The organism is Bifidobacterium mellis, assembly GCF_000967265.1.
In the GTDB taxonomy this organism is placed as follows: domain Bacteria; phylum Actinomycetota; class Actinomycetes; order Actinomycetales; family Bifidobacteriaceae; genus Bombiscardovia; species Bombiscardovia mellis.
In genome coordinates this window covers 1,732,686-1,758,612 of the sequence record NZ_KQ033885.1, presented here as the reverse complement: position 1 = coordinate 1,758,612, position 25,927 = coordinate 1,732,686, and the positions used below count along the sequence as shown (strand labels likewise).

The window sequence follows — 25,927 nt, the reverse complement described above, 5'->3', positions numbered from 1 at the left end:
GAGCCTGTCTGCTATCATGGTGACTTGCTCTCACGTGGCGTCATGTCACCCAATCCCCCCAGGGCAGGAATGCAGCAAGGGTAAGTGGCCTCTGGCGGGTGCGTGGGAGTTTTCCATATTTGTCCTGACCAGGCTGGCCGAAGTCGTGAAAACAACGCGTTCGTCGGACGGGGTGTCGGCTGTCGACCCAGGGGTTGGATAGAGTCTTGAGGTATGACCAACAAGCGCGAGCAGGGCGAAGCACAGCAGGCCTGGTACCGGGACCCGAACGAGCAGACCAAAGAGGACGGCAGTCATGTCGACCGGGATCCTTTAACGTCCCGCCCCCGGATTTCAGCCCTGGTCCTGTGCCTGGTCGCCGGCCTGGCCTGCCTGGGTCTGGCTGCTTTGGTCTGGTGGGCGGCTGTCTGGACTGTTCCCGGGCAGACCTATGACGACATGGCCCTGACCAACTTCCGCGGTTTCCTTGACCAGTCGCCCCTGGTCAAGGCCTACCTGGGACTGTTCACTGCTCCTTATGTGACTGTGGTGATCTGCGTGGTGCTGGGGCTTGCAGCCCTGGCGGTTGTTCTGGCTCGCCGCCGGTGGTGGCTGCTCGGCCAGGTTGCGATTTATGCTCTGGTGGTCTACGGGGCGGCGCGTGTTCTCAAACGCTTCCTGCCTCGTCCTGTGCTGATCCATGCTCAGGCCTCCGCAGCCAATTCGGCTCCATCCGGGCACACCATCCTGGCTCTGGCGGTGGTCCTGGTCCTGCTCTGCGTGGTGCCGCGCGTTTGGAGGGCCCCGGTCGCCTTGATAGGGTTCGCCTTTGACCTGTCCGTGGGCTGCTCGCTGGTGCAGGGTGGCTGGCACCGCCCCTCAGATGTGGTCATGGGCATTCTTATTCCGGCCGGTCTCTGTCTTATTGCTCTGTCCGCCACCCGGGGAACCGGGATGGATATCCCTGGGACCAGGATGTCATCGGCTTCGATTCAGATTGTCTCCACCCTGATGTTGGTTGCGGGGTTCCTGGGGATTCTCTACGCCTGCTATGTCATCTGGCAGGTCAGCCCTGGACTGGAGATCGGCGCCCGGTGGACGGCCTACGGAGTTCATTGCTCGGCCGTCATAATGATGGCCTCTGCTCTGGCGCTGACCCTGGGACTGGTTCTGGCGATGAGGCAGATCACGGCCTCGCCTCTGACCAGGATGGGCCTTGTCGGTCGACCTCCGGCTCCGCCTCAAAATGACTGAGGTCAATCTCTGGGCGTACTGAACGTCTCTGATTCATCCACCATCGGACCCAGGGATCCACACCCGCGCACATGACCCCTTGATTTGCATGGTGACGGAACCTCGTGAGTAAGATGGCGTGCGAAAGACCACAATATAAGGAGAGGCCATGGCATCCGGCAATAAGCTCGTCATTGTTGAGTCGCCAACCAAGGCAAAGAAGATCGGCGGGTACCTGGGCAAGGGCTATACGGTCATGGCTTCGGTGGGCCATATCCGCGACCTGGCCCAGCCATCGCAGATCCCGGCCTCCCAGAAGAAGGCCTACGGCAAGTTCGGCGTAGACGTGAATGATGGCTTCAAGCCCTACTACATCGTGGATGACAAGAAGAAGCACACGGTGTCCGAGCTCAAGAAGGCGCTGAAGAACGCCGACGAGCTCTATCTGGCCACTGATGAGGATCGGGAGGGGGAGGCCATCGCCTGGCACCTGGTGCAGACCCTCAAACCCAAGGTGCCGGTAAAGCGCATGGTCTTTCATGAGATCACCCCGGAGGCCATCAAGAATTCGCTCATGCACACCAGGGATGTGGATGCCCACATGGTCGATGCCCAGGAAACCCGCAGGGTGCTGGATAGGCTCTATGGCTACGAGCTTTCTCCGGTGCTCTGGCGCAAGGTGGGACCGGGGCTGAGCGCCGGGCGTGTCCAGTCTGTGGCGACCCGGCTGATTGTGGAGCGCGAACGTGAGCGCATGGCCTTCGTCAAGGCCTCCTACTGGGATTTGCTGGCGCGTCTGGTGCAGGAGGATGCCGGGGAATCGGCGTCGTCGAACGGTTTTCAGGCACGGATGATCGGCCTGGGGGAGCAGCGGCTGGCGGTCTCCAAGGACTTCACCTCCGAGGGCAAGCTGACACAGGCCGCTGCCAAGGAGCAGGTCCTGCAGTTGGATGAGCAGCATGCCCGGAACCTGGCTGAGACGCTGAAGGATCAGGACTTCACGGTGACGGGTATGGAGACCAAGCCCTATCGGCGGCGTCCCCAGCCCCCATTCACCACGTCTACCCTGCAGCAGACGGCTGGCAATCGGCTGGGCATGAGTTCACGGGCCACCATGCGCGCTGCCCAGGGGCTCTATGAGAACGGGTTCATCACCTACATGCGTACGGATTCGGTCACCCTCTCCCAGGAGGCCATTGCAGCTGCCCGCAAGGGGGTCGAGCGTGAGTACGGGGCCGAATACCTTTCGGCCGAGTCCAAGCAGTATGTGACCAAGACCGCCGGCGCTCAGGAGGCCCACGAGTGCATCAGGCCCGCCGGTTCCACCTTCCACAGGCCCCAGGATCTGGCCGACCGTCTGGCCCCTGACCAGCTCAAGCTCTACACCCTGATCTGGCGGCGCACCCTGGCTTCGCAGATGGCCGACGCCACCGGGTCCACAGCCACCATCCGCCTATCGGCGCAGGCTGGCAAGGAGGGTACGGCCCTCTTCCAGGCTTCAGGCACTGTCATCAAGTTCCCGGGCTTCCTCAAGGCCATGGGTGCAGGCTCTGAGCAGAATGATGAGGGTTCTTCCCTGCCCCCGGTCCAGCAGGGGGATGTGCTTCGTGCCGCCTCCGTCGATTCCGAGGGGCATGAGACCCAGCCGCCGGCCCGTTACACTGAGGCATCCCTGGTCAAGACCCTGGAGGCTAAGGAGATCGGCAGGCCTTCCACCTATGCCAGCATCATCTCGACCATCATTGACCGCGGATACGTCTACGAGCGCGGCCGTGCCCTGATCCCCTCCTGGCTGGCCTTTTCGGTAGTCAGATTGTTGGAGACCAATTTCCCCAAGTATGTGGACTATCAATTCACGGCGCAGATGGAGAACGGCCTGGATATGATCGCCCATGGCAAGGAGCGAGGCAAGGACTGGCTGACTCGGTTCTACTTCGGCTCGGGTCCGGGTGCCGCTCAGAACGCTGACCAGGCCCATCAGGGTCTGCAGGAGCAGGTGGCCCAGTTGGGGGACATCGACGCCCGCAAGATCAACACCATCGAGATTGGTGATGGCCTGCAGGTGAGGGTCGGCCGCTATGGCCCCTATCTTGAGGATACGGCCGACCTGGATGCCGACGGCAACCCCAAGCGGGCCTCACTGCCGCCCACCATGGCTCCGGACGAGCTGACCGTGGCAGCGGGCCATGAACTGATTGCATCCAACGCCGGCGGTCCCCGTCAGCTGGGCAAGGATCCGCAGACCGGCGGTCGGGTCGAGGTGCGTAAGGGCAGATTCGGACCCTATGTGGCCCTGATCAGTCCCGAGGAGGAAGCTTCTGAGCAGAAAAAGCCGACCGGCAAGACCGCACGGACAGCCAAGCAGACTGGTCCTAAGCCCAAAATGGCATCGCTCTTCAAGACCATGGATCCGGATACGGTCACCTTGGAGGATGCCCTGAAGCTGCTCAGCCTGCCCAGGACGGTGGGCAGCATCGAACTGACCGATGCCAAGACGGGAGAAACCAGTCAGGCCACCGTCACAGCCAGCAACGGCCGTTATGGCCCCTATCTGACGGCCACCAAGACAGACGGCGGCACCGAAACACGTTCGCTGACAGACGAGGGGCAGATCTTCACTATCGACCAGGCCGGGGCCAAGGCCCTTTTCGACCAGCCCAAGTACGGACGGCGTTCCCGGAGCGCGGCCAAGCCCCCTCTTCGTGAGCTGGGTACGGACCCTGACAGCGGCAAACCCGTCACCATCAAGGACGGGTTCTACGGCGTCTACATCACCGACGGGCAGACCAACAGGACCCTGCCCAAGCAGTACACGGCCCAGTCCATCGAGCCGGAGGTGGCCTTCCGCCTGCTGGCAGAGAAGCGCGCGGCCGGACCCACCAAGCGGCGCGGCCGGACCACCCGCAAGTCGACTGCCCGCAAGTCGACAACGCGGAAGTCGGCGTCCAGCAAATCGACAGCTGGCAAGTCGGCCACCCGCGCCCGCAAAACCACAAAGAAGACTAAAACTACCAGGACTTCCAGGACTAGGGAGCATCAGGCATGAGCGATGGTTTGTTCATTTCCTTCGAGGGCGTGGATGGAGCAGGCAAAACCACCCAGGTCCAACAAGCGCACAACTATCTGCAGGAACGTGGCCTGCGATCCCTGATTACCCGCGAGCCGGGCGGCACCCCTGTCGGCTTGACCATCCGGGAACTCGTCCTTCATGGCTTGGCCGCTTTTCCCTCGGTGGCCGTGACCGGGGGCACCGACGTGGTTGACGCCTCCGACGATCTTGCCCCAAGGACCGAGGCCCTGCTCTACGCGGCGGACCGGGCCGAGCATGTGGCCCAGGTGGTACGTCCGGCTCTGGATCGCGGAGATATTGTGCTCTGCGACCGTTATCTGGATTCCTCAGTGGCCTATCAGGCCGGAGGCCGTGATCTGTCGGAGGACGTGATTCGTCGTCTGAGCCTGTGGGCCAGTCAGGGCCTTATGCCCAAGCGCACCTACCTGCTGGACGCGGATCCGTCCCAGTCCGAGTCGCGTCTGGATCATGAGCCCGATCGGCTGGAGTCGGCTGGCGATGACTTTCAGCAGCATGTGCGTCAGGCATTCCTGCAGTTGGCTCAGAATGAGCCCGACCGGTTCCTGGTTATCGATGCCACCCAATCCATCGACCAGGTCTGGCAGATCATCCAGGACGATTTGGACAAGTTGGTCGAAGGGCGTGAGCCGGATTTGCCTCAGGTCGATGATGACAATGACGACGCTGACGCCCATGACGATGCCGACGAGGATGAATCGACGGCAGGCTATGAGGACGATGAGCAGGGTGCCGAGTCGGATTGGACCGAGGCTATGGATACGCCCGATCAGGCACCGGAGGCTGATGCCGACCAGGACGACCAGGACATGGAGGCAGCGACAGTCGGTGGGGATGCTGACGACGATTCGGTTCCTGTAGGTTCCCGCGCTCGGCGGCTGCTCCGGTCCCGACTCCTGCGGAAGACCCGATGAGCGTCTGGGATGCCATTGTGGGCCAGCAGCCCACGGTCGAGCTACTCAAGCGGACGGTGGCCGCTCAGGCGCAGGGTCATGACGAGGTGGCGCAGTCCTGGCTGATCTGCGGCCCTCCTGGATCAGGGCGTTCCAATCTGGCCCGGGCTTTCGCGGCAGCCCTGATCAGTCCGGATCAGGGATTGAGCGACCAGCCCACCCGTGTCACTCAGCAGGTTCTGGCCGGAACCCATCCGGATGTGACCATACTGTCCACCAACAAGGTCACCATCGGCATCAACGAGGTCAGGGAGCTGATCATGACCTCGGAGCAGATGCCCTCAACCTCGCCTTGGCGGGTCATTATCATCGAAGACGTGGACCGGATGCTGGAGCGGACCACCAATGTGCTGCTCAAGGAGATCGAGGAGCCTGCCGAGCATACAATCTGGCTTCTGTGCGCACCCAGCGCCCAGGACGTGCTGCCCACCATCCGCTCACGGACCAGAGTGCTCAACCTGGCGGTGCCGTCCAACACCGCAGTGGCTGATTTCCTGACTGACCAGGTGGGAGTGGACCGGCCCCTGGCCGCCAAGGCCGCCCGTCTGGCGCAGGGGCACATCGGCATCGCCCGCCTCTACGCCACCAGGGATCAGGTCCTGGCCGACCGTGATGAGCTGGTAGTGGGCCTGCTGGGCCTTAGACGCGCTTCGGATGCCGTGATCCTGGCTGGCCGGGTGGTGGATGCGGCCCGGGATCAGGCCACTGCCACCGTGGACGATGAGGTGGCCAGGGACGAGCGGGAGTTTCGGCAGATCAACGGCCTTAGGGACAAGGAACGTATTCCCCGTCAGCTTCGTGGGGCCTATCATGCCTTGGGCGGCAAGGATCAGGTTCGCCGTAGGGTCACCAGACTGACCCGGGATGTGCTGGACCGCAACCTGAGCACTCTGGCCAGTGTCTACCGGGATGTGGGTGTCTTGCAGAACGGCGCCGAGGAGAAGGCGGGTCTGGTCAATTTGGAGAATCGGGCGGCAATTGCCGATCTGTCCGTCAGACTCTCCAGGCAGGGGGCCATCGACCGTATTCAGCTGATCGCCCGGGCTCGCAGGAGGCTGGCTGCCAACGGTTCGCCGCTCCTGGTCTTCGAGGCCCTCTTCTGCACTCTGCTGGTCTGAGTATGAACTTGACCTCGTCGGCTTGGCGGGCGAGAATCGAATCATGAGGATTATCACTGATTTCGGCACTATTCCCGATCGGTACGCCAAGCGCGCCCCTCAGTCCCTTACACGCAAGGGACGTCCCGTAGTCTCCTTCCCCTTCCGTCTTGAGGATGTGCCCCAGGGGGCCCGCTACCTGCACTGGATGCTGGTGGATCCTGACTCCGTGCCCGTGTGCGGCTTCCCCTGGATTCACTGGTCCCTGGCCAACCTGCCCATCGAGGCTTTGCTCGCCTTGCAGCCTGAGGGGACCGGAAGCTCTGTTCTGGCGATTCCCGAGGACTTCTCCAGAAATCTGTCTAATCTGATTCCCGGCGTGCCCCAAGGGCGCACCTCGGCGGCCTCGCCCCTGGTCATGGAGAAGGAGATCGCCGACGACCCCGCCGTGCTCATGCGTTACAACGGTCCCACCCCTCCAGACCGGGTTCATGACTATGTGCTGTCGGTCTGGGCCACACAAGAAGCTTTGCCCGACTTGGAGGAGGGGTTCTGGCTCAATGCCCTGGCCCATGCCATCCATTCCGCCCAGCCGGTGGCCGCAGCGGCTCGGGCCTGGCTGCCAGCTGATGCCTGACCTGGTTGGGGCGGTCTGGCACTAGAGTGAGGCCATGCCCCAAGTGCGCAGACGGCCGTCATCCCTGCCTGCCCACGCAGTCGGGTGCAAAGGCATCCTCGACTTCCGGACTGGGTGATGACAATTGACCGCGATCAGACAAGGAAGACGTTTATATGCCCTGCACCACGCTTCTGATAGGCAAGAATGCCAGCTACGACGGATCCACCATCATCGCTCGGAATGAGGACTCAGCCAACGGGGAGTTCCGTCCCAAACGCTTCGTCCTGGTCGCTCCCGACCAGCAGCCACGGCACTACCGCAGCGTGATCAGCCACTTGGAGATGGACCTGCCCGAGGACCCCATGCGATATACCTCGGTGCCCAATGCTGTGCTCGACCAAGGGCTATGGGCCGAAGCGGGCGTCAACAGCGCCAACGTAGCCATGTCAGCCACCGAGACCATCACCACCAACGAGCGTGTTCTGGGCGCCGATCCGCTGGTGGAACTCACCCCCGCCCAGGGCCGTCCGGGCGATGAGGGCTACCTGGCCGAGGTGCCTGGAGGCATCGGCGAGGAGGATCTGGTCACCATCGTCCTGCCCTATATCCGCTCGGCGCGGGAGGGTGTCCTGCGGCTGGGCTCCTTTCTTGAGCGCTACGGCACCTATGAGATGAACGGCATTGCCTTCAGCGACGTGGACGAGATCTGGTGGATGGAGACCATAGGCGGCCATCACTGGATCGCCAAGCGGGTGCCAGATGACTCTTATGTGACCATGCCCAACCAGCTGGGCATTGACGAGTTCGATCTGGACGACGCCTTCGGAGACCAGACCGATCACCTTTGCTCGGCCGACCTGCGGGAGTTCATCGCCGACAACCACCTGAATCTTGCCGTGGAGTCGGCTTCGCCCTTCAACCCGCGTGACGCCTTCGGATCCCACAGCGATTCGGACCATGTATACAACACGCCCCGGGCCTGGTACATGCAGCGCTTCCTCAATCCCTATGACGAGATCTGGGACGGGCCGGACGCCGATCACACTCCCGCCAGCGACAACATTCCCTGGTGCCGTCAGCCCGAGCGGCTGATTACCGTGGAGGATGTCAAGTATCTACTCAGCTCCCACTACCAGGGCACGCCCTACGATCCCTATGGGCGGACCGGCGACCAGCACACCAAAGGGCTCTACCGGCCCATCGGCATCAACCGCAACGACCAGCTGGCCCTGATCCAGCTGCGCCCCTACCGGCCTGAATCCTGCCGGGCCATCCAATGGATGTCCTACGGGTCCAACGCCTTCAATGCCTTGGTTCCCTTCTATGCCAATGTGGATCGGACACCCGACTATCTGGCCAACGCCACTGACCGGGTCTCCACTGACAGCCTCTACTGGTCCAACCGGCTGATCGCCGCCCTGTGCGATTCCGAATTTGCAGGCACCTCGGCGGCTGTCGAGCGTTACCAGCAGAGCGTGGGCGGCGAGGGCCACCGGCTGATTGCCGCTGCTGACGAGCAGGTGGCACGGCTGGAGGGCGCCGATCAGGGCACCGACAACGCCGAGGTGCGCCAGGTGCTGGAGGCCGCCAACCAGGACATGGCCGACCGTCTGCGCGAACAGACCGATGACCTGCTTGGCCAGGTGCTCTACACGGTCAGCATGGGCATGCGCAACGGATACCACCTGTCCGACAACTGAGCCATCCGATTTGCAAAAACCATTAAGGAGGAGAGCCTCATGACGGGTTTCGACGATTACGTCAGGCCATACGGCTTGTTTGACAAGATCGATGCCTTCGGCTATTTGAAGGATCTGCGGGAGCATTCGGATATGCCGCGCAAGCAGGGCCGTGTGCTGTTGGTGACCGCCGACACCCCGCTCAAGGCTTCGCGAGGGGAGGGCAAGACCACGACCACCATCGCCCTGATCGACGCTCTGCGCGCCCGGGGGGTGGATGCTGCGGCCGTCCTGCGTCAGCCCAGCATGGGCATTACCGCTGCCGGGTCCAAGGGTGGCGCCTCCGGCGGCGGCAAGTCCTCCCTGACTCATCCCGAGCTGGTGGACTGGGGTCTGTGCGGGGAGATGGCGGCCATCGAATCCGCCCAGAACCTGCTGGTTTCCTTTGCGGAGAAGGCTGTGGACGAGGGCCGGTTGGACACCGTCCTGGTGCCCCGGGTCAGTGAGGTGCCTTCGCGGTCCCTGCGGCAGATCACCGTGGACCGAGGTAAGGGCGATCTGCCCGAGCGGACCGTGTTGACTCCCACCTGCGAGCTCATGCAGATCGTGGTGCTCTCCAGGAGCATGGAGGAGATCGAACGGCGCGTGGCAGCCATGGTTGCGGGGACCCTGGATGGCCGTCCGGTCACCTTCGGAGAGTTTGTGGACCTCTGGCGGATCACTGGCATCCTGACCGACGCGGTCAAGCCTGCTTTCACCCAGACCTTGGAGGGCTCTCCGGTCTACGTGCATGGTGGGCCATTCGCCAACGTCTCCATCGGCATTCCCAGTCTGGTGTCCGTGGAGATGGCCTGCGCCCGGCATGACGTGGTCGTCGTCGAGGCGGGCTACGGGGCCGATGCCGGCGCCCAGAAGTGGCTGGACATCGCCGCCCGCGAGTATGGGGCCCAGTGGCCGGCCGCCGCCGTGGTCGTCACACGTGCCACCACCTGGCGGGACGATCCCAAGCTGAGCTGGCGCTATCCCTTCCACGTGCACCGTCTGGAGGGACTGGGCATCCCCACCTTCCCTCTGATCAACCTCTGGGAGGGCGAGGACGACCAGGTGGATTCCCTGCGACAGACCGCCGACGGTCTGGGCTTCCGCAAGCCCATCGCGGGCAACCTCTTCCGTGACGGGGGCAAGGCTCTTGAGCCTCAGCTGGACGATCTGATCAAAGCCCTGCAGGAGCCCACGAACGCCCAGGCGGATACAGCAAGCCTGCATGATATGTCCGTGCCGGATCGGATTCGCTGGATCGCCGAGAGTGCCTACGGTGTGCCGGCTGATCGGGTCGTCGAGCGTGAGGGCTTCCAGGACAGCCTCCAGGCGGCCTCCGACCTGTGCAGCAAGGCAGGCATCTCCCTCGAGGATCTGGTGGTGGTTGCGGTCAAATCGCCAGCCACCATGACCGACGATGACCGGGCCGACCAGGACAAGCGCACGGTCACCCTGAAGAAGGTCGAGGCCCATACGGGTGCCGGCCTCCTGCAGGTGAACCTGACCACCTCCTTGACCACGCCCATGCCCAAGATCGTCTAAGCAGGCTATGCATGGATTCGGCAGACCTGTGACGCGCCGTGTTGCGGGCCTGCCGAAACCGTGTATAGTATCTACTTGGCTCTTGAAAGTGCCCTGCCCCTATAGCTCAGTTGGCTAGAGCAGCTGACTCTTAATCAGCGTGTCCGGGGTTCGAGCCCCCGTGGGGGCACAGAGTCAAAGCCCAGCAATCGCAACGGTTGCTGGGCTTTTTCATATCGTGACAACGCTCGACGAACCCAAAATGTATGCTAAATGTATACCAAATGGCATCGGGGGAATTCCGGCATCCTCAGTTTAGGCTGAGGCCTTGCCGAAACTGGACGCTTTGGGGTCTGCTGATTAATCGGCTGGCGTGTTCCTCGCGTTGTCTGTCTGCATCATTTCACAGGCACAGCGGTGGTCGTGAGGTATCTTGATGATGGCAGAAGAGTAGGGAGCCTGCTCTCTTGGGTAGGCATAAGGGGGCTGGCGTTGACGTATGTGACCATTCGCGATGTGGCTGAACGGGCGGGGGTATCACCCACCACCGTCTCGCAGATCCTGCACGGCAAAGGCCGCTTTTCGCGCAAGACCAGAGACTTTGTACTGAGCATGGTCAAGTCCATGGGCTACGTGCCTGATTCCCGGGCCCGGGCCATGCGTTCTGATCCGGTCAAGACCGTGGGGCTGTTGGTGCCGGACTTGCGCAATGCCTATTTCGCAGACATGGTTGCCTCCATGGAGGAGGAGCTCTATGCCCGTGGCATTTCGACGCTGATTGGTTCTTTCGGCGAGGATTCGGCCCGACAGGATTCCTTTTTGCGCAACATCATGGGACAGCGGATCGACGGGGCCATCGTTGTGCCCAAAGGGGTGCCCACCCACGGCATTGAGGATGTGGTCAGGTGGGGGCTGCCCCTGGTCTTCGTGGACCGGCGGGTGCCTGGTCTGACTTCGGTGCCCTACATCGTTTCAGACCCCGGTCAGGGTATACGTCAGGCCCTGCAGGCTCTTTACCGGAAAGGCCATCGCCGCGTCGGCTTCGTCTCGCATTCCTCGCTGGCTTCGACCACCCTCTATGAGCGGGAGAGCGCCTTCCGTGAGCTGACTGCCGAGATGATGCCGGACTGTGACTGCCCGGTCGTGGATTGCGAGGGGGAGTACGACTCGCGTGTGGCGGGTCTGGATGTGCTGATGGCCCACCATGTCACGGCTGTCATCTTCGGCTACTCGCCGGACGCCATCACCATGATCGGGTTGATGCAGAAGCGTCAGCTCGTCATCGGGGCGGATATCTCGGTGGTTTCCTTCGATGACATCGAGGTCTTTCGGCTGATGACCCCGCAGGTGTCGGTCATATCCCAACAGGCCCAGGAGATGGGTCGCCGAGGTGTGCGGGAGGTGCTGGAGCTGATCGGGGCCCGTGAGGATGCCGCTGACGATGACGGGAAGGTTGCTTCACCACAAGAGGCCAACGACAGCATGGAGCGGCACATGGTCGCTATTCCTACCATCTTCATTGCCAGGGATTCGATCGGCCCGATGCATCGGAACTGATTGCAAGGCCTTATACCATACCTGATATTGGATATCCGGTATTGACGCGCCGCTGTTGACAGCGATGATTTAACGTTTTATCGTAATCATACGACAGCGATAAAACGTTAAACCAATGGCGTGAACGCTGTACACCGGATGATGATGAAGCGTCGACTTTCCGTGGAATTGCGGGGGAGAGTAATGCCGGCCATCAACCTCACGGTCATGGCGACCGGGCGGTGGATGACCGCTGATGCGGGAATCGATGCTGACGAGAATGTCGCGTGGCTGCTCGTCTGATTCCGGTTGACGGGAGTTCCGAGAGGAACGGAAACGAGGAAATCAATGGAGAGCCGGAAGAAATCAATTCTATGCGTTGACACGGGTGTGGACGATGCCCTCGCACTTTGCTATGCCCTGTCTCACGAGGATCTTGACCTGATCGGGATCTGTGCCTCCTACGGCATGGCTACTGTCCCCAAGACCTACTCCAACACCAAGCACATTGTGAACAGTCTTGGCAAGGGCGACCAGATTCCGGTTTACATGGGATCTGAAAAGCCATTGCAGCGTGATCGCGAATATTCGGGCACTTTTCATGGCATGGATGGACTGGGCAATCAAAACCTTCCTGATATCAGTGGCGATGCCACTCCAGAAGAGTCAGTCGACTTTATCGTCGACAGCATCAAACGTTACGGGGAAGACCTGCAGATCATCACCACTGGTCCCATGACCGACATGGCCAAGGTGTTGCTGCGATTCCCCGACGGTCCACTTCCTGGTTTCAGCATGGTCAGCATGGCCGGTGCAGCTATAACTCCAGGGAACTGCAATCTTTATTCCGAGGCGAATGTGATGGTTGATCCAGAAGCGGCCAAGATCTGCTTCGAATCGGGAGTACCCATCACCATGGTTGGCTTGGATGTCACCAGGAAGACTCTGCTGACTGAAAAGGAGTTGAAGGTCTGGCAGGGCTATGACAGTGAAAGCGCCAAGATTCTCAGTAAGGCCGTGGGATTCTATCTTGAGGCCTACCGGGTTCACCACCCCTATCTGGCTGGCTGCGCTTTGCATGATCCTCTGGCTGTTGGTGTAGCCATGCATCCTGATCTGGTCACTACCATCCCGATGAACATCACCGTCGTGACTTCTGGGGAAGCCGATGGCGATACCGTGGAGAACCTCGACAAGGTGGCCGAAGAGCCTACCACCAAGGTGGCGCTGAGCGTAGACGGCAAACGGTTCATGAAAGACTTTTACGCCCATATGGACGCGGTACTTCGCTAGGAAAGGCAATTGAGAGCAATGAACGAGAAATCTACCGACGAGCTTGAGGAGTCGTTGATCCTCAAGGCCATGCCTTTCATGATCTTCATCTGCTTCATGCAGGTCTTCAGCGATAAGATGTTTGGCATCGTTTCGCCTGACATTGCCGGGACTTTCGCTCTTTCTCCGGCTCAGGTGGGCTGGCTGACGACCATAGCATCCCTGGTATTCGGGGTGGGCGGCGCCATTTATTCCACGCTGTCAGACGATGTATCGCCACGAAAGCTATTCACTGTCGGAACGGCCATGTTCGGCATCGGCTCCATCCTGATGGTTGCCTTCCAGTTCTCTTTCTGGCTGATCATCGCCGCCAGATCGGTGCAGGTAGCAGGCGCTGCAGTTATTCCTGGATGTTTCGTGGTCTTCGTGCGCAAGTATCTGTCTGCCGATAAGCAGGCAAAGTACCTTGGTTTCAATACAGCCATGTATCAGCTGTCAGCTGCCTTGGGTGCGGTGTTCGGCGGATTCGTCAGCAAGTACCTGTCATGGCAGATGACCATGATTGTGCCTGTTATAGTGCTCATCGCCCTGCCGGCCGTTCGCAAATATCTTCCTGATAAGGCCAAGGAGACCGGCAAGCAGCCTGCCGAACGTATGAATGTGGTTTCCATTGTGATCTTTTCGATTGCTTTTGCGTTGATCCTTATGGCCATCAACAAGAACACGATTATGTGGTGGGGCTTGGCGCTTGTATCCGTCGTGGTCTATGTGATCTGCTCCAAGATGGTCAAGAACCCCATCATTGATATCACCCTGTTCAAGGTACCCAAGTTGGTGTCGGGTTCGCTTGTCGGTGCCATTGTCTACGGGGTGCAGATGTCGTTCTTCTTCGTCTTCCCCTTCCTTATCAAGGCCAATTATGATGTGAGCAGCGCGACCGTCGGCATGATGTACCTGCCTGCTAACATCTGTGCATTTCTCTCTGGCATGTCATCAGGATTCATCACCAATAAGATCGGCTCGAAGAAAGGCTTCCAGTTGGGATGCCTGATCATCCTGCTCTCGCAGTTGATGTTCGGATTCTGCTTAGGCGGGAACATCATCTTCATGTGGATAGCCCTTGCTCTCTTCGGTGTTGGATATACGGTTATCTACCCGGCATATAATTCGATTCTGCCGAATTCTCTGCCCAATGATGTTGTAGGGCGGTGCATGGCGGTCAACAATCTGCTCAACCGACTGATCAACACGGCCATGATAGCCGTTGCAGGCGTGCTCATGTCGGGCTCTGGTCTGGCCAAGAAGATCATTCCTGCCATGGGCCACACAGATCAGTCATTCATCTATTCCAATGTCTGCTTCATCTTTGCGGTGGTCATTGTCATTGGCATGGTGTCCTACTACTTCGTCTTCAAGAACGTGAAAGAGGACAAGCAGCAGGCCTGACGAGAATATTGCGAATTCATCGGCATTCCATGACCGGTTCCCTGCCGTCCCTTGGACTGGTGGGGAACCTGGCATGGACCCGTAGCGCCGGGAGTGTATCTCTTGGCGCGGGAAGGAACCATGATGAAACGTGGTTTGCGATATGACTTCTCGCTGCTGGCCCTCCTGCTCATACCAGTAGGCGTCTCGGTCAACGTGGTGGGTTATCAGCTGTCCTCGATTCTGAAATTCCCTATCTTCATCGATCAGATAGGCACCCTCTTTGTGTCAATGCTCGGCGGGCCCTGGGTGGGCTTGGTGACGGGACTCATGGGCAATGTAATCAACGGTATGCTCAATCCTGTGGCCTTCCCCTATGCTTTGGTCGCCATGACTACAGGGTTTGTGGCCGGGCTGCTCTCCCGCTGGCGGTGGTATACGAACATCATCGGCGCAGTGGCCGCCTGCTTCGTAATCAGCATTGCGGCGGCCGTGGTCAAGGCTCCGGTCACCATAGCTGTTTTTGGCGGAGTCACTGGCGCCGGTAGCGATCTGCTGACAGCAGCCTTGCTGGTGACTGGGACCAGCCTGATCAAGTCGGTTTTTTCGACCAGCATCTTCACCGCAGTGGCCTCCACAGCCATCGATGTCTCGGTCAGCTGGGTGATTCTGCGCAAATTGCCGGACAGGTTCCTGATCAAGTTCAATTACGGATCCCCCTATGTCAGGAAGGTTGCCGCGGCATCATGACTGGTTTCATAGACCGACTGTATCCGTCCTCCAAGGCGGCCATGGTGCTGCTGGCCATCATTGTCGGCATCTTCACCCCTGGGTACATTCTGCAATATGCCATGTTCCCGGTTTTCTTGTTGCTGGCGATCATGGCCGGTAACGGTATGAGGTTCTTCAAGGCCTTCCTCTCATCCGTGGGCACTGTCGTTCTGGTAATCTTCCTGGTGCAGGTCTTCATCGTCCGCTATCCAGACAGCGCGCATATCTGGGCATTCATTGCCTTGTCTCCCACAGGTCTGGACAAGAGCCTGGGAATCACTTCCAGAATCGTATCCAGCGCTTCGGCCATCATGTGGTACTTCCAGGTGACCACGCCCAAGGACATGGTCTACGCCATGGAACAAGCGCATCTGCCCAAGAAGGTTACGTTCGTGATCATGTCGACCATTGGCATGGTCCCTCAGGTGATCAACCGTTCCAGGACCATTATGGATGCGCAGAAATCCCGCGGCATCGAGACCGAGGGCAACGCCTGGGCACGGGTGAAGTCCTTCGTGCCCATGTTGGGACCATTGATTTTCTCCCTGATTCAGCAGACCGAGGAACATGCTCTGGCCTTGCAATCCCGTGCTTTTCTGGCGCCTGTTCCCAAGACCTCCCTTTATCGCCTGGACAAACACACGATCGACCGGGTGATTCAGGTGATTTGCCTGCTGCTGTTGATCCTGTTCATCATATGGAGGGTCTGGAAATGAGTGTCATCAGTCTGGAACATGTGGGATACCGTTATCCGCTGGGCCGTGAGGATGCCGTGCGTGATGTCTCTTTCCAGGTGGAGCAGGGGCAGGTCTGTGCGCTTCTGGGTGCCAACGGATCGGGGAAGACCACCATCTGCAATCTGATCCGCGGCTTCATACCGCGCTTTTATCGGGGAGAGCCAACGGGTCTGGTTCAGCTGGCCGGAAGGCCTGTGGAGCAATACGATGACGCGGAACTGACCGAAACCGTCGGCTACTCCTTTCAGAATCCTTTTACTCAGATGTCCGGTGTCAAGGACAATGTGCGGGAGGAGATTGCCTATGCGCTGGAGAACCTTGGCATAGAGAGGGAGGCGATGGCCGCACGAGTGGATGCCATGATAGAGCTGCTTCATCTGGGCGACATCGCCGATGCCAATCCGCTGGAGCTTTCCGGTGGGCAGCGACAGCGCGTGGCCATTGCTGCGGTGTTGGTGACGGACCCGCCCATCGTCGTTTTGGATGAACCCACCTCCCAGCTGGATCCGCAGAGCACCGAGGATGTATTCAACATCATTGCTCTGCTCAAGCGCCAGGGCAAGACCGTCATCCTGGTTGAGCACAAAATCGATCTGGTGGCCCGTTATAGTGACCTGGTCATCCTCATGGAAGGCGGCCGGGTGGCCATGAGTGGGCCAGCGCGTCGTGTGCTGACCGATCCGCAGGTCTTGGATCATGGTGGTCAGTTGCCCGAGGTCACCCGCTTCTTTCTGGAGCGCAACAAGAAGCTGGGGTTGAATGATCCCGTGCCGCTCTCGGTCGAGGATGCCATAGAACGCTACGGACGGAAAGGGGCCTGAGGATGGCCTATCTTGAGTTGGATAAGGTCAGCTATACCTATCCAAATGGATATCAGGCTTTGCGGGAGGTCAGCCTGTCATGCGAGCTTGGGGAAGCTGTTGCCATCATAGGCCGCAATGGGGCCGGCAAGACCACCATGGTCAAACTCATGAATGGACTGCTCAAGCCCACTCATGGTCGCGTCATGGTGGACGGGACCGCCACGGATCAAGAGGATGCCGCCCATGTGGCAGCCAAGGTCGGCTATGTCTTCCAGAATCCGGACGATCAGATCTTCCAGGACAGCATCCGTCGAGAAATAGCCTATGGGCTGGTGAAAAAGCATGTTGCCCGGGAACGTATCGGGGGGCGGGTCGCTTGGGCCGCTGAAGTCTGCGGTTTGGAAGACAGCCTGGATTCCCATCCCTACGACCTCCCGTTCTCGCAGCGGAAGTTTGTCACCATAGCATCGGCTTTGGTCATGGATCCCCAGGTGCTGATTCTGGACGAGCCCACCGCCGGTCAGGACAGGGCTGCTACGGACCTGCTGGCAGGGATAATCCAGCAGGTGACGGCAATGGGTAAGACTGTCATCACCATCAGTCATGACATGGAGTTTGTTACTCGTCATTTCCAGCGTGGCATCGTCATGGCCGACAGACAGATCCTCATGGATGGGCCCATCGCTCGGATCTTCAGGGACGATGATCTGCTTGAACAGGCCCATCTGGCCCGTCCCTACCTGGCGCAGCTCGCTCAGGCCTGGGGCTTCCATGACGTGCTCACCTCCGAGGATTTCATGGCGGCCCTGCCGAAGACATCGTTACTGACGAATCGGTGACACTGCCCCCCCCCCCTGGGGTAATGTTCCTGCAGTCTACGCAGTCCAAGTGATTGGTTGAGTGGAATTCAACGAATTATTTGGATCAATGGGGATCGTGAGCGCTTCTCGGACTGGTGTCACCACATGTTTTTATTGAATGATGCCCATGCCTTGGCCCATGTATAACCGGTTGGGGTGAAGGGTCGAGTGGAAGATTCGCTCATGACCAGGTTGGCCGCTGAATGTGTCGGGAACGACGCGGTCGCCGACGTGGATCTGGAGGGCGCCAAGGGCCACCATTCCGGCTGGCTCACTATTGCCATGGCATGGGATATGGCTTCGGAGTCATGTTTCCCGTGCTCATGCCCGGTGGGATATCCCGAGCCCACACCAATCCGGCCATGACTTTGGGGCAAGCCATCATCGGCATCTTCCCATGGAGCCAGGTTCTGCCTTATATTCTGGCGCAGCTGGTCGTCTACGTCTGCTACTTCCCGCACTACCGCCTAACCAAGGAGCCTGCGCCGATTCCGGGCACCTTCTGCACCACTGATGCCTCGGAATCGCCTGTCGATTATTTTGTCAATGAGTTCTTTGGCTTGGCGCCCCCGGTGCTGGTCCTGGGAGTCCTCTGCTGTCTGCAGGGCCATGGGGATCTAAGGGGTTGGCTGCCGCCTCCATCGTCGTCGGCTTGATCGTCTGGGGGGGGGGCACCTCTCTGGGCGGTCCCACCGTCCCCGGTCTGAACCACACAGGCGATTTGGTGCTGCGCTTCCTGCACTGGATTCTGCCCATGCCCAATAAGGGGGACTCACGCTGAGGCGAGGCTTGGATTCCGGTGGTGGCGCCCATCATCGGTGCCATCGTCGGAGCGATGATTTCCAAGAGTCTTTTCGCCGCCTGATCAGCGGTTTGGTGACAAGGTCCCGTGATTCATTTTGGAGGCTCAGGACCTTATTCATTGCGTAGTCAAGCTTGTGTGTAGTCAAGCTTGAATGGTTCGTACTGCCATGGATATGATTGACCATATATGCCCGATTCCTCGCAATGAGTGCATCGGAGATGGGAAGGCAGGTACGACCATGGGGCGTCTTCAAGGCAGGAAAGAGCGCGAGCCGTTTGTGCTCGAGCACGCCAGTATCGCGACCGGTGATGAAAAAGGCACGGTCCAGAAGGATATGTCTGTTCTGGTGTCCGCGGACGGCCGGATAGAGCAGGTCTGCCCAACCCCGCTGGCCTACGTGCCTTCCGGATACCACCGGATCAATGCTACGGGCAAGTTTGTGGCACCGGGACTCATCAATGCCCATACCCATCTCTTTGCCGACGGCAAGCCCCTGTCTGGCGGTACGGACCTGTCGCCGCGTGTGGTCGACGCAGCCTTGAAAGTGGTGCACAGCCCTGCCGGCAGAGTCCTTATGGATGCCAGGATCAAAGGCACCGTTTCCACGCTGCTCAACTCGGGAGTGACGACCATTCGTACCCTGGGTGATGTGGGTTATGAGGCGGTTCGTCTGCGTGACAGGATTGACGCCGACGAGCTGACCGGTCCACGCATGCTGGCCGCCGGCCCCCTCCTGGCGATTCCCGGAGGGCATGGTGATCCCTTCATCGCACTGTCCTGCTCCTCTCCAGAAGAGGCCAGGCGTCGGACCAGGGAGAACCTGGACCATGGGGTCAATGCCATCAAGGTGGCTGCGACCGGAGGCGTCACCGATGCCACCAAGCTTGGTGAGGCCGGCAGTCCGCAGATGACCGAGGAGGAAATGGCTGCCGTCTGCGATGAGGCCCATGAGTTTGGCGTGCTCGTCGCAGCACATGCTCAGAGCCCCGAGGGGGTCAAGGCCGCTCTCAAGGCAGGCGTGGACACCATCGAGCATGGCAGTGTTCTTGACGACGAGATGATCGGGCTCTTCCTTGACAATCCGCGCTCGCTTCGTGGTTTCTCAGCCCTGGACCCCACGCTGTCCGCCGGGCTGCCGCTGGTCAAGATCAGCCAGCAGGAGCTGGGAATCAGCGACATAGTTCGTGGCAACTCCGAACTGGTCGTCGACGGCATGGTCAAGAGCGCCAAGCAGGCTCATGAGAACGGTATTGCCGTCGGCGTCGGCACCGACACCGGCATGACCTTCGTGCCCCAGTACGGCACTTGGCGGGAACTCGACTATCTGGTGCGGTACGCTGACTTCACTCCGGCGCAGGCCTTCCACGCTGCCACCCAGGTCAATGCCCGAAACCTGGGCTTTGACAATGTCACTGGCTCTGTCGACACGGGTAAGGATGCGGATCTGATCGTCCTTGATGAGGACCCTGCCAAGAATATACGGACCCTGGCTGATCCCAAGCTGGTCATCGTTCGTGGCAAGCCGGTCTGGCGTCCTGAGGTCAAGCACTTCGAGGAAATCGATCGCCTGCTCGACAGCTTCTGATCATTTGCCTTGCGCGACCATTCAGGGGCGCGTGGCAGCTTGGCTGCCTGATGGTTTCCCGATGACCGGATGGTATGCAAGCATGTCGGTATGCACAAGGGAGAACCGAGAGTGGACCAGGCCGGCCAAGCCAAGGTCGTAGGAAGGTTGGCGCCTTCGCCGACCGGGCGAATGCATCTGGGCAATATCTATGCATGTCTGGCGGCCTGGCTTGGTGTCAGGTCACAAGGGCCTGGCGGGGTTCTGCGGCTTCGTATTGAAGACATAGATACGCCGCGGGTGGTCAAGGATGCCGATTGCTGGATCATGGACGACCTGGCCTGGCTGGGATTGGATTGGGATGGTGAGGTGGTCTACCAGTCCCAGCGCGCCGATGCCTACACTCAGGCATTGAATCAGCTGGAATCGCAGCAATTGGTGGGCGGGCAGCCGCTGATTTACCCCTGCTTCTGCTCCCGTGCCGACATCCGTGCGGCATCGGCGCCGAATGAAGGCGACGGATTCATCGTCTATCCGGGCACTTGCCGAGGACTTTCCCCTCAGGTGGTCAGTGAAAGGCTGGCTCGGGCGCAGAGGCACAGCCTGCGAATCGCAGTCCCCGATCAGCCCGACGAATCGGATGCCACCTGTCGCTTCGACGATTTGGTTTTTGGCCCCAAGTCCTTCGATTTGTCCAGGCAGGTCGGTGATGTGGTCGTCAGACGTTCGGATGGCTTGGTTTCCTACCAGCTGGCGGTGACGGTGGATGACCTGGCCATGGGCGTCAATCAGATCGTGCGGGGAAGGGACCTGCTGAGGTCCACGGCCATTCAGATGTGGATCCGGAATCATCTTCAGCCGCAGGCTCCTCGCGTTCAGTATGCCCATTTGCCGCTGATCGATGGCGTGGACGGCAGGAGGATGTCCAAGCGTTTCGGCTCACCGGACCTGGGATCACTGAGAAGAGACGGCTGGTCGTCCAGGCAGGTGTTGGGGGTCTGTGGCTGGCTTCTGGGACTCCTGGACCGTCCCAGACCTGCCAGTGCGCAGGAACTGTTGGATGGTTTCACGTGGAACACTCTGGCTGCTGACCGCAGGGACCGACAGCTGGATCTGAGCGGGCTCAACGTTTCTGACACAAAGCCGAGTCTGTAGTTTCTTCGACCCGAATTTGGTCGCTCGTTTCCGACATCCGCTTTCTCCCGGGCTTGTGGGTTTGTCGGTATGAGCCACTGGCTACCATGGCCTCAGTCAAGGCTTCCGGATTTTAAGGAGGTAACGGGTCATGGTCGCCTATATGGACCACAAGGATCTGGACAATCGGCAGATCGGCAGGGAACGGGCCATGCAGATTGCGGATGGGGTCAAGCGTGTGGCTGACAGAATCGCCAAGGCGGAGAACTCCGCCGGCCGAAAAGAAGGCTCGGTGACTCTGTTGGCGGCCACCAAGACCCGCGATGTGGGCGAGATCATGGCAGCCATTGATGCCGGAGTGCGTCGGATCGGCGAGAACCGTCCCCAGGAGGTCACCGCCAAGGCCCAGGGATTGCTGGAGCTCTGTCGGGACAGGAAGCTGGCTCTTGGCACCGAAGCTGTAGACAGTGATTCATCAAGCGCCGGCGTCGGCTTCCACCTTATTGGGCAACTCCAATCCAACAAGATCAATAAGATTCTGCCATATGTCGACACGGTCGAGTCGGTCGACGGGTCCCCGCTGGCTCGAAAGCTGGCCACGCGGGCACTGGCTGCGGGAGGAACTATGGGCATACTCCTGGAGGTCAACGAGTCCGGCGAGCAGGCCAAGTCGGGATGTGCTCCGGACCAGGCCCTGGATCTGGCCTATGAGCTGGCTGCTATGGAGGGGATTCAGCTTAAGGGGCTGATGACCGTAGGTGCGCATGTGGATGATGAGGCCATCATCAGGAGCGGATTCGCCCATTTGCGCGGTCTGCGCGACCACATCAGGGATTCGGGGGAGCCAGGCACCGACACCTGCACCATGCTGTCCATGGGAATGACCGGAGACATGGAGTATGCGGTGGCTGAGGGGTCTACCGAGGTCCGTGTAGGCACAGCCATCTTCGGCCCACGGGCGTTTATCTGACCAGCCACCATCCGTTTGGGAACCCGATCCCGTCAAGAGGCCCGGCCTGGGGCTAGACTGTGCCCTATGAGAATCGCGCGTTTTTCCTACAAGGACACCCCCCGATACGCCTTCGTCCAAACCGACAAGCAGGACGGCAAGGATTACCTGGTCGAGCTGAGCGGCTACCCCCTGACCGGCCAGCAGGTCGAACCCACCGGCAAGCGTTACCCATTGGACGACGAGGATGTGCGGCTGCTGGCCCCGGTCATCCCCTCCAAGATCTACGGAGCAGCCAAGAACTACCGTGCCCACGCCGCCTACATGGCTGAGCATGGCCAATCCTCGAACCCGGAGCCACCGGAGAAGCTCATGCTCTTCATGAAGCCCTCCACTTCGGTCATCGGTCCTGACGACCCCATCGTCAAGCCCTCCTACAGCAAGGACATGAATTACGAGCCCGAGGTTGCCGTCGTCATGGGCAGGATGGCGCGAAAGGTCAGCGCCAACGAGGCCATGGACTATGTGCTGGGCTACACCTGCGTCAATGACGTAACCCTGCGCGACCTACAGAAGAACGACCCCATGTGGACCCGTTGCAAGGGCTTTGACACCGCCTGCCCCCTCGGGCCTTGGATCGAGACCGACCTGGACTATCGGGATGCGCAGATCTCCTTCAAGCTCAACGGGGAAGAGGTGCCCGAGGCCAGCGGCACCACCGCTAACCTGATCCACTCCATTCCTGAGCAGATCGCTTTCATCTCCAGCTTCGCCACCCTGCTGCCAGGCGATGTCATCATGACCGGTACCCCTAACGCCACAGGATCGTTGAAAAACCGCGACGAGGCCACTGTCCAGGTGCAGGGAATCGGCTACCTGCGCAACGTAGTCATCGACGAGTAGCAAATAACCGGGAAAACAAGCAAGGTAAAAACTTGAGTCGTTTAGGCTCAAGTTTGGGAATAGGTGTCCTCCTTTCGCTGTTGTAGAAGACAGATGAACCCGTGACGGGGCCCGGTCGAGTGATTCGGCTGGTCCTGCCGAAGAATGTTGGAGGATGCTCTATGAACGAAAACTTCACCACCATGGCTCAGCAGGCCATAGGCGATGCCATTCAGTCGGCCTCGGCTGCCGGCAACCCCCAGGTGGATGTGCTCCATCTGTTGGACTCCCTGCTGCGTCAGCAGTCCGGCGTGGTGCCTGGACTGATCCAGGCCGCTGGTGGTGATAGCCAACGGGTCGGAGCCGAGGTCCGTCAGGCCCTGGTGGCTCTGCCGTCGGCCAGCGGATCCACGGCCTCGCAGCCCGATGCCAGCCGTCAGCTCAGCATGGCCCTGGCCCAGGCCGAGAAGGAAATGCAGGCCATGGGGGATGAGTATGTCTCCACCGAGCATCTGCTCATCGCCATCGCCCAGGGTCCCTCGCAGGCCGCCGATATTCTGAACCGGAACGGTCTGCAGGCCGATACCCTGCGCAAGGCTGTGCCCCAGGTGCGCGGTGGCGCCAAGGTGACCAGCCCGGATGCCGAGGGCACCTACAAGGCCCTGGAGAAGTACTCCACCGATCTGACCGCCCAGGCCAAGGAGGGCAAGCTGGACCCGGTCATCGGCAGGGATCAGGAGATTCGTCGTGTCATGCAGATACTGTCCCGGCGGACCAAGAACAACCCGGTCCTCATCGGCGAGCCCGGTGTGGGCAAGACCGCTGTGGTCGAAGGTCTGGCCGAGCGTATCGTGGCCGGCGACGTACCCACAACCCTGCAGGGTAAGAGGCTGATCTCCCTGGATCTGAGCTCCATGGTGGCCGGCAGCAAGTACCGTGGCGAATTCGAGGAGCGCCTCAAGGCCGTCCTCAACGAGATCAAGAGCGCCAACGGTCAGGTCATTACCTTCATCGACGAGATCCACACCATCGTCGGGGCGGGTGCCGCCGAAGGGTCCATGGACGCAGGCAACATGCTCAAGCCCATGCTGGCCAGGGGCGAACTGCGCCTGATCGGCGCCACTACCTTGGACGAATACCGTGAGAACATCGAGAAGGATCCGGCTCTGGAGCGCCGCTTCCAGCAGGTCTTCGTAGGCGAGCCCTCCGTGGAGGACACCGTGGCCATCCTGCGTGGTCTCAAGCAGCGTTACGAGGCCCACCACAAGGTGACCATCGGGGATGATGCCCTGGTGGCTGCGGCCACGCTGTCCAACCGGTACATCTCTGGTCGTCAGCTGCCCGACAAGGCCATCGACCTGGTTGACGAGGCCGCTGCCCACCTGCGGATGGAGCTGGACTCCCAGCCTGAGGAGATCGACGAGCTTCAACGCCGCGTCACCCGTCTGGAGATGGAGGAGATGCAGCTGAAGAAGGCCGATGACCCCGCCTCCAAGGACCGTCTGAGCAAGCTGCAGGCCGAGCTGGCGGACTCCCGCGAGAAGCTGGGTGGTCTCAAGGCCCGCTGGGAGAACGAGAAGGCCGGCCACAACAAGGTCGGCGACCTGCGCGCCCAGCTGGATGCCAAGCGGGTCGAGGCCGACAAGGCCACTCGTGAGGGCGACCTGGAGAAGGCCTCCCGCATTCTCTACGGGGAGATCCCCGGCATTCGCAAGCAGCTGGCCCAGGCGGAGAACGCGGCCGAGCAGGCCAAGAACGCCGCCAATGATGCGGGTCCCGATGGAGCTGACATCGCCGGCGGTCCGGCCCAGGAGCCCATGGTTCCTGATCATGTGGATGCGGATTCCGTGGCTGAGATCGTCTCTGATTGGACCGGTATCCCTGTGGGACGGCTCATGGAGGGCGAGAACGAGAAGCTCCTGCATATGGAGGACTACCTGGGCAAGCGGGTGGTCGGCCAGCAGGAGGCCATCCATGCGGTATCCGACGCGGTCCGGCGCTCGCGTGCCGGCATCGCCGACCCTGACAGGCCCACTGGATCCTTCATGTTCCTGGGCCCCACCGGCGTGGGCAAGACGGAGCTGGCCAAGGCCCTGGCCGACTTCCTCTTCGACGACGAGAAGGCCATGGTCCGCATCGACATGTCAGAGTATATGGAGAAGGCCTCGGTCTCCCGCCTGATTGGCGCCGCCCCCGGCTATGTGGGCTACGAGGAGGGCGGACAGCTGACCGAGGCCGTGCGTAGGCGGCCCTACTCGGTGGTCCTCTTCGACGAGGTGGAGAAGGCCAACCCCGAGGTCTTCGACCTGCTCCTGCAGGTTCTGGACGACGGCAGGCTGACCGATGGCCAGGGCAGGACGGTGGACTTCAAGAACACCATCCTGATCATGACCTCCAACCTGGGCTCGCAGTTCCTGGTCCGGGACGACCTGGATGAGGAGGCCAAGCGCAAGGCCGTTATGGACGCGGTGCACGCCAACTTCAAGCCCGAGTTCATCAACCGGCTGGACGATCTTGTCATCTTCCATCCGCTGACCCGCGACGAGCTGGGTTCCATTGTGGACATCCAGGTCAAGCAGGTGGCCCAGCGGTTGACCGATCGGCGCATCACCCTTGATGTCACCGACTCCGCTAGGGAGTGGCTGGCCAACATGGGCTACGATCCGGCCTTCGGCGCTCGTCCTCTGCGTAGGCTGGTCCAGACCGAGGTGGGCGATCAGCTGGCCAGGATGCTGCTGGCTGGCAAGGTCCACGACGGCGACACGGTCCTGGTGGACCAGACCGGTGGCGACCACCTGGAATTGACCGCTTGGCCCACTGAGAATCTGGTCGATGACTCGGTCACGGTCGACGATGTGACTGCTGATGGCGATGCCGATGCCGGCGATGGCGGACGCGATGGTGGTCGTGGCCGTCATGCCGCGCGGGGCGACGATCAGGATCAGACCCAACCTCGCTGAGATCAGTTGGGGTCGGCGCCG

18 protein-coding genes, 1 tRNA gene, 1 other RNA gene and 2 pseudogenes are annotated in these 25,927 nt (G+C 60.5%); all 22 read left to right on the top strand.

Annotated elements, in window-relative coordinates; genetic code table 11:
- Positions 1 to 24 precede the first annotated feature (24 nt).
- The 22 genes and pseudogenes from ffs (at position 25) to clpB (ending at position 25,906) form a co-directional block, all read left to right on the top strand.
- Positions 25 to 115, top strand: an RNA gene (gene ffs, locus JF70_RS08845) — signal recognition particle sRNA small type.
- A gap of 98 nt (positions 116 to 213) precedes the next feature.
- Complete coding sequence (locus JF70_RS07490; RefSeq protein ID WP_052690792.1) at positions 214 to 1,233, top strand: phosphatase PAP2 family protein; 1,020 nt, start codon at positions 214 to 216, stop codon at positions 1,231 to 1,233.
- Positions 1,234 to 1,381: 148 nt separating this feature from the next.
- The gene (gene topA, locus JF70_RS07485) at positions 1,382 to 4,258 is read left to right on the top strand and encodes a type I DNA topoisomerase (RefSeq protein WP_045935848.1); all 2,877 of its coding nucleotides are present in this window, start codon (positions 1,382 to 1,384) and stop codon (positions 4,256 to 4,258) included.
- Positions 4,255 to 4,908: pseudogene (gene tmk / locus JF70_RS07480) on the top strand (dTMP kinase); the annotation flags it as partial. The gene topA and the pseudogene tmk, both read left to right, overlap by 4 nt.
- A 302-nt stretch (positions 4,909 to 5,210) precedes the next feature.
- On the top strand, positions 5,211 to 6,371 hold the full coding sequence (locus tag JF70_RS07475) for a DNA polymerase III subunit delta' (protein WP_045935847.1): 1,161 nt from the start codon (positions 5,211 to 5,213) through the stop codon (positions 6,369 to 6,371).
- A gap of 43 nt (positions 6,372 to 6,414) precedes the next feature.
- Entirely contained in the window at positions 6,415 to 6,987 is a 573-nt protein-coding gene (locus JF70_RS07470) for a YbhB/YbcL family Raf kinase inhibitor-like protein (protein ID WP_045935846.1), read from the top strand.
- Positions 6,988 to 7,142: 155 nt separating this feature from the next.
- A complete protein-coding gene (locus JF70_RS07465; protein WP_045935845.1) occupies positions 7,143 to 8,669 on the top strand; it encodes a C69 family dipeptidase in 1,527 nt (508 codons plus the stop codon).
- 39 nt (positions 8,670 to 8,708) lie between these two features.
- On the top strand, positions 8,709 to 10,229 hold the full coding sequence (locus tag JF70_RS07460; RefSeq protein WP_045935844.1) for a formate--tetrahydrofolate ligase: 1,521 nt from the start codon (positions 8,709 to 8,711) through the stop codon (positions 10,227 to 10,229).
- 95 nt (positions 10,230 to 10,324) lie between these two features.
- Positions 10,325 to 10,398, top strand: a tRNA-Lys gene (locus JF70_RS07455).
- A 311-nt stretch (positions 10,399 to 10,709) separates the two neighbouring features.
- A complete protein-coding gene (locus JF70_RS07450; protein WP_231578951.1) occupies positions 10,710 to 11,765 on the top strand; it encodes a LacI family DNA-binding transcriptional regulator in 1,056 nt (351 codons plus the stop codon).
- Positions 11,766 to 12,092: 327 nt separating this feature from the next.
- Complete coding sequence (locus JF70_RS07445) at positions 12,093 to 13,037, top strand: nucleoside hydrolase (protein ID WP_045935842.1); 945 nt, start codon at positions 12,093 to 12,095, stop codon at positions 13,035 to 13,037.
- Between the two features lie 18 nt (positions 13,038 to 13,055).
- A complete protein-coding gene (locus tag JF70_RS07440) occupies positions 13,056 to 14,462 on the top strand; it encodes an MFS transporter (protein ID WP_045935841.1) in 1,407 nt (468 codons plus the stop codon).
- Between the two features lie 123 nt (positions 14,463 to 14,585).
- The gene (locus tag JF70_RS07435) at positions 14,586 to 15,191 is read left to right on the top strand and encodes a histidine kinase (RefSeq protein ID WP_045935840.1); all 606 of its coding nucleotides are present in this window, start codon (positions 14,586 to 14,588) and stop codon (positions 15,189 to 15,191) included.
- Positions 15,188 to 15,928: an energy-coupling factor transporter transmembrane component T gene (locus JF70_RS07430; RefSeq protein ID WP_045935839.1), complete on the top strand. Its 741-nt coding sequence runs from the start codon at positions 15,188 to 15,190 to the stop codon at positions 15,926 to 15,928. Before JF70_RS07435 ends, JF70_RS07430 begins: the two co-directional genes overlap by 4 nt.
- Positions 15,925 to 16,770, top strand: a complete 846-nt coding sequence (locus JF70_RS07425; RefSeq protein WP_045935838.1) for an energy-coupling factor ABC transporter ATP-binding protein — start codon at positions 15,925 to 15,927, stop codon at positions 16,768 to 16,770. Before JF70_RS07430 ends, JF70_RS07425 begins: the two co-directional genes overlap by 4 nt.
- Before the next feature lie 2 nt (positions 16,771 to 16,772).
- Entirely contained in the window at positions 16,773 to 17,591 is an 819-nt protein-coding gene (locus JF70_RS07420) for an energy-coupling factor ABC transporter ATP-binding protein (protein WP_045935837.1), read from the top strand.
- Between the two features lie 189 nt (positions 17,592 to 17,780).
- A pseudogene (locus tag JF70_RS07415) lies at positions 17,781 to 18,477 on the top strand (MIP/aquaporin family protein).
- A 178-nt stretch (positions 18,478 to 18,655) separates the two neighbouring features.
- Positions 18,656 to 20,002 carry a metal-dependent hydrolase family protein gene (locus JF70_RS07410; RefSeq protein WP_045935836.1) on the top strand — a complete coding sequence of 449 codons (1,347 nt, stop codon included), beginning with the start codon at positions 18,656 to 18,658 and terminating at the stop codon, positions 20,000 to 20,002.
- Positions 20,003 to 20,092: 90 nt separating this feature from the next.
- On the top strand, positions 20,093 to 21,136 hold the full coding sequence (gene gluQRS / locus JF70_RS07405; RefSeq protein WP_082069457.1) for a tRNA glutamyl-Q(34) synthetase GluQRS: 1,044 nt from the start codon (positions 20,093 to 20,095) through the stop codon (positions 21,134 to 21,136).
- Positions 21,137 to 21,266: 130 nt separating this feature from the next.
- Entirely contained in the window at positions 21,267 to 22,085 is an 819-nt protein-coding gene (locus JF70_RS07400) for a YggS family pyridoxal phosphate-dependent enzyme (RefSeq protein WP_045935834.1), read from the top strand.
- A 66-nt stretch (positions 22,086 to 22,151) separates the two neighbouring features.
- The gene (locus JF70_RS07395; RefSeq protein WP_045935833.1) at positions 22,152 to 22,967 is read left to right on the top strand and encodes a fumarylacetoacetate hydrolase family protein; all 816 of its coding nucleotides are present in this window, start codon (positions 22,152 to 22,154) and stop codon (positions 22,965 to 22,967) included.
- 161 nt (positions 22,968 to 23,128) lie between these two features.
- The gene (clpB, locus tag JF70_RS07390) at positions 23,129 to 25,906 is read left to right on the top strand and encodes an ATP-dependent chaperone ClpB (protein WP_045935832.1); all 2,778 of its coding nucleotides are present in this window, start codon (positions 23,129 to 23,131) and stop codon (positions 25,904 to 25,906) included.
- The last annotated feature ends 21 nt before the right edge of the window (positions 25,907 to 25,927 follow it).